Source organism: Psychrobacter sp. T6-1 (genome assembly GCF_052258445.1).
In genome coordinates, this window is sequence record NZ_JBQQFC010000171.1 from 1 (window position 1) to 5,148 (window position 5,148).

The following is a 5,148-nucleotide window of genomic DNA, read 5'->3' on the forward strand; positions in this document are numbered from 1 at the left end:
ATATGAATAATTATAAAAATCTACTAGTAACCACAGAAAACTATATCGCAACCGTAACCTTAAATCGTCCTGAGATTCGCAATGCTTTTAATGATGAGATGATTAGCGAATTAACAGCTGTGTTTAAGCAATTGGGTCAAAGCGACGAGGTTCGCGTTATCACTTTAGCGGCAGCAGGCAAGGCGTTTTGCGCGGGCGCGGATCTAAACTGGATGCGCGCTATGGCAGATTACGACTATGATGAGAATCTAGCCGATGCCGATAAACTCGCGCAAATGCTCAAAACGATTTACGAGTGTCCTAAACCTACCATTGCCGCTATTCAAGGCGATGTTTATGCGGGTGGTATGGGTTTGGTTGCAGTATGTGATGTGGCTATCGCAGTCAAAATCGCTAATTTTTGCTTAAGTGAAGTACGTTTAGGTTTAGCGCCTGCAACGATTAGCCCTTATGTCATACGAGCTTTGGGCGCGCGTGCCTCGCAGCGTTATTTCTTAACGGCTGAAGTGTTCGATGCCAAAAAAGCGCGTCAATTAGGCTTTATCCATGAGCGCGTTAATGAGGACGAGTTGCAAAATAGAGTGGCTGCAATATGCGCCAAGATTGTCAATAATAGCCCTGATGCGGTCAAGACTTGCAAGCGACTTTTGCATGATATCGCTGGCGAGACAATAGACGATGAATTAATCGCTGATACGGTAAAAGATATCGCTGATATTCGGTCGTCAGAGCAAGGAAAGGAAGGCGTACAAGCCTTTTTACAAAAGCGTAAGCCTGATTGGCTCAGCTGATAACTACGCATCTAGCGAATAGGTATCTAGCAAATTAAGTATCTAGCAAATAAATATATAACAACTAACCCTATAATTAAGGACTCTTATACTAATCCTCTAAGCTCAGCTTAACAAAGCGGGCTTAAGTAAGTATAGAAGTTATCATAGAACTAAAAGGCAAAGACAAGGATAGCTATGTTTTCAAAGATTCTTATCGCCAACCGTGGCGAGATTGCTTGCCGTGTTGCGGCGACTGCTAAGCGCTTAGGCGTCCGCACCGTTGCCGTCTACTCTGATGCGGATCGACATGCCAAGCACGTGTCTGTCTGTGATGAAGCCATTTATTTAGGCGGTTCAGCCCCAAAAGATAGCTATCTCAAAGGCGATGCTATCATTGCTATTGCTAAGGAGCGGGGCGCTGAGGCCATTCACCCAGGTTACGGGTTTTTGAGTGAAAACGCTGACTTTGCGCAGGCTTGTCAAGATGCAGGTATCGCCTTTATCGGACCGTCTGCTGATGCCATACGGGCAATGGGCGGCAAGTCTGAGTCTAAGCGCTTGATGGAAGCGGCAAACGTACCGCTGATACCGGGCTATCATGGCGATAATCAAGACGCAGCATTCTTAAAAGAGAAAGCCGATGCTATTGGTTATCCCGTACTCATAAAAGCCAGTGCGGGCGGCGGCGGTAAAGGGATGCGCATCGTCGAAAACAGTGGCGACTTTAATGATTTGCTAGACTCCTGCCGCCGAGAGGCCATTACCAGTTTTGGTGATGATCAAGTACTCATCGAAAAATACGCGCTCAAACCACGCCATATCGAGATCCAAGTGTTTGGTGATAGTCATGGTAACTACGTGCATCTATTTGAGCGTGATTGCTCGGTACAACGTCGCCATCAAAAGGTGCTAGAAGAAGCGCCAGCGCCAGGCGTTGATGAGTCTATGCGTGAGGCAATGGGTACGGCTGCGATTGAAGCGGCGCGTGCGGTCGATTACGTAGGCGCGGGCACGGTTGAGTTCATCGTTGAGCAGCGCGGTGGCGAGATGAGTTTTTATTTCATGGAGATGAATACGCGCTTGCAAGTAGAGCATCCTGTCAGTGAAGCGATCACGGGCGTAGATTTGGTTGAATGGCAATTGCGAGTTGCCGCAGGCTTACCACTGCCAAAATCGCAAGAAGAGCTTGCGATAAACGGTCATGCGATTGAGGCACGTATTTGCGCGGAAAACCCTGATAATAATTTTTTGCCGGCGACAGGGACGCTGTTTACTTATCAAAAACCTGAGCACAGCACTTTTAGTATCGATGACGTGCGTATCGATGACGGCGTGCGCGAAGGCGATGTCATCAGTCCGTTCTATGACTCTATGATTGCCAAGCTTATCGTCCATGCGCCAACGCGCGAGCAAGCGCTAGCTAAGATGGATCAAGCATTAAGGCAAACGCGTATCGTTGGTCTGCCTAATAACGTGGCATTCTTGCGTTATGTCATCAATACAGACTCCTTTAGTCAAGCCAATCTCGATACCGCTTTGATTGAGCGAGAAGCGGACGTCTTGTTCGATCAGCAACCCCTTGAGCTATCTACGCTAGTAACGACTGCAATTGTGCAACAGCTCGCTGGCGAATCCTCAGCAAGACTCAGTAGCACTCAAAACGACAATGATCCCTTTGGTCAACCCACTGGTTTTCGCGCTTATACCGATTATGCGCGCTCATTTAGCTTAGTCTACAATGAGCAGTCTTATGTTGCTCGTATTAGTGACTGGCATAATGTGTCAGCTAATAGCGCCACATCTAAAGGTAATGACCAAGCCAGTAGCTTTACACTTACCATTGAGAAAAGCGCTGATCAAGACGCTGATGATAAGCAAGCTGCTCCCGAGTCTTTAACCTGCGTTTTTGAAGGTCAGGTCAGCTATAATAGTAATGACGCGCACAATCACACCTTGTGGCTGGATGGCGCACGCGTCAGCGCACAAAGCTGGGTACATAACGAGAGGGTACATGTCTTTACTGATCGTGGTCGTGATCAAATTACCCTTGTCGATATTATGGCTTACGCGGGCGAAGAGAGCGCTGCTGTCGGCAGTTTAAAGTCGCCGATGCCGGGTCAAGTGGTCGCGTTCAAAGTCAATGTGGGTGACAGTGTCAAAAAAGGCGAGCCACTTGCTGTTATCGAAGCGATGAAGATTGAGCATACTATTACCGCGCCAACCGATGGCGTGGTCGCCGAATTGCTATTTGGCGCAGGCGATCTGGTCGCAGATGGCGATGAGCTTCTACGTATCGACAGCGCGTCTGATGAATAAAAAGGCCAATATTTAAAAAATAGGATGGCACTTATGAGTAACTTATACCCAGATCATGTCCGCATCGTTGATGTTAGTCCTCGTGATGGCTTACAAAATGAGTCAGCGACGGTGCCGACGGCGGTTAAGCAAGCTTTGATTAACGATCTAATAGCCGCAGGCGTCAAGAAGTTAGAGGCTACCAGTTTTGTCTCGCCTAAATGGGTGCCGCAAATGGGTGATAACAGGGATTTGATGACGGCACTGTCAGATACGCGGCGTGGAGACGTTATTTATTCGGTGCTGGTGCCCAATATGCGCGGCTTTGATAATGCGCTCACCTACCATCCTGATGAAGTAGTGATTTTCGGTTCAGCGAGTGAGACCTTTAGCCAAAAAAATATCAACTGTAGTATCGATGAGAGTATTGAGCGTTTTGCGCCTGTAGTCGTTGCAGCCAAGCAAAACGGTATCAAAGTGCGCGGCGTCATCTCTTGTACCGTGGGCTGTCCTTATGAAGGCGAGATTGACCCAAGCCAGGTAGCTTACGTCACCAAACGTATGGTCGAGATCGGCGCAGAACAAATCGGTATCGCCGATACGATCGGTGTTGGTACTCCGCTCAAAGTTCAGCGCGCCCTTCAAGCGGCCTTTGAATATATTGATGTCGCAAAAATATCTGGCCACTTTCATGACACTTACGGTCAGGCATTGAGCAATACTTTGGCGGCGCTTGAGCTTGGTATTAGCGAGTTTGATACGTCTGTGGCAGGTCTTGGCGGTTGTCCGTATGCCAAAGGCGCAACGGGTAATGTGGCGACAGAGGACGTGGTTTATATGCTCCATGGCATGGGCATCACAACAGGTATCGATTTGGAAAAGTTAGTAGTGGCAGGCGAGCGTATTAGTACATTCTTAGGTCGCCGTAACGACTCAAACGTGGCGCGAGCTATTATAAATAAACGTGCCTCTTAATACATTTTAGTCTACATATTTAAAATTAAACACAAGGAAAGATTATGAGTTTACCCGGATTAGATTTTCAGCTTGGTGAAGATATTGACGCGCTACGTGATGTCATCAGAGCGTTCGCAGAAAAAGAAATCGCCCCACGGGCAGGCGAGATTGACAGCAGTGATGAGTTCCCTATGGATCTATGGGAAAAAATGGGTGATGTCGGCCTGCATGGTATCACGGTACCCGAAGAGTATGGCGGCTCAGACATGGGTTATGTGGCGCACATGGTTGCATTAGAGGAAATCAGCCGCGCTTCAGCCTCCATAGGTCTAAGCTATGGCGCGCACTCAAATTTGTGTATCAACCAGATCAAACGTAACGGAAATGAGGCGCAAAAGCAGAAGTTTTTGCCTAAGCTTATCAGCGGTGAGTTTATCGGCGCGCTCGCCATGAGTGAGACGGGCGCAGGCTCCGATGTTGTCAGCATGAAACTTAAAGCTGAAGAAAAAGACGGCAACTATATCTTAAATGGTAGCAAGATGTGGATTACCAACGGTCCTGATGCCGATGTCATGGTGGTCTATGCCAAGACCAATCCGGAGCTAGGCGCCAAAGGCATGACCGCCTTTATCGTTGAAAAAGGTATGGAAGGCTTTGGTACTGCGCAAAAGCTTGATAAGCTCGGCATGCGCGGTAGCCATACGGGCGAGATGACTTTTAATAATGTCAAAGTGCCAAGCGAGAATATCTTGGGCGGCATTGGTCAAGGCGTTAAAGTCTTGATGAGTGGCCTAGATTTTGAGCGTGCGGTACTAGCCGCTGGCCCTATCGGCATTATGCAAGCGGTTATGGATAATGTCATACCCTACATCCATGATCGTAAGCAGTTTGGACAAGCTATCGGTGAGTTCCAACTCATTCAAGGTAAAGTCGCGGATATGTATACTATCTTGCAGGCGGGTCGTAGCTTTTTATATACGGTCGGTAAGAACTTGGATATGCTGGATAAGCAGGGCGAAGGTCACAGTCGCCAAGTACGTAAAGACTGCGCTAGTGTGATTCTTTGGTGCGCAGAAAAAGCGACATGGATGGCGGGCGAGGGCATTCAGATATTCGGCGGTAA

At 48.0% G+C, this 5,148-nt stretch carries 4 protein-coding genes; all 4 read left to right on the plus strand.

The window, feature by feature from the left end; translation table 11 throughout:
• The first annotated feature begins 2 nt into the window (after positions 1 to 2).
• Entirely contained in the window at positions 3 to 791 is a 789-nt protein-coding gene (locus ACTXGO_RS09340; protein ID WP_443574186.1) for an enoyl-CoA hydratase/isomerase family protein, read from the plus strand.
• 177 nt (positions 792 to 968) lie between these two features.
• Positions 969 to 3,089, plus strand: coding sequence for an acetyl/propionyl/methylcrotonyl-CoA carboxylase subunit alpha (locus tag ACTXGO_RS09345; protein WP_443574188.1), 2,121 nt, complete (start codon positions 969 to 971; stop codon positions 3,087 to 3,089).
• 33 nt (positions 3,090 to 3,122) lie between these two features.
• Positions 3,123 to 4,043 carry a hydroxymethylglutaryl-CoA lyase gene (locus tag ACTXGO_RS09350; protein ID WP_317200196.1) on the plus strand — a complete coding sequence of 307 codons (921 nt, stop codon included), beginning with the start codon at positions 3,123 to 3,125 and terminating at the stop codon, positions 4,041 to 4,043.
• Between the two features lie 44 nt (positions 4,044 to 4,087).
• Positions 4,088 to 5,148 (plus strand): acyl-CoA dehydrogenase family protein (locus tag ACTXGO_RS09355; protein WP_443574190.1); only part of this gene is annotated, 1,061 nt, incomplete at its 3' end.

Excerpts from the sequence above, each read along its gene's own strand:
- ACTXGO_RS09340 (WP_443574186.1), top strand. The coding sequence starts at position 3 with ATGAATAATTATAAAAATCTACTAGTAACCACAGAAAACTATATCGCA.
- ACTXGO_RS09350 (WP_317200196.1), top strand. The coding sequence starts at position 3,123 with ATGAGTAACTTATACCCAGATCATGTCCGCATCGTTGATGTTAGTCCT.
- ACTXGO_RS09345 (WP_443574188.1), top strand. The coding sequence starts at position 969 with ATGTTTTCAAAGATTCTTATCGCCAACCGTGGCGAGATTGCTTGCCGT.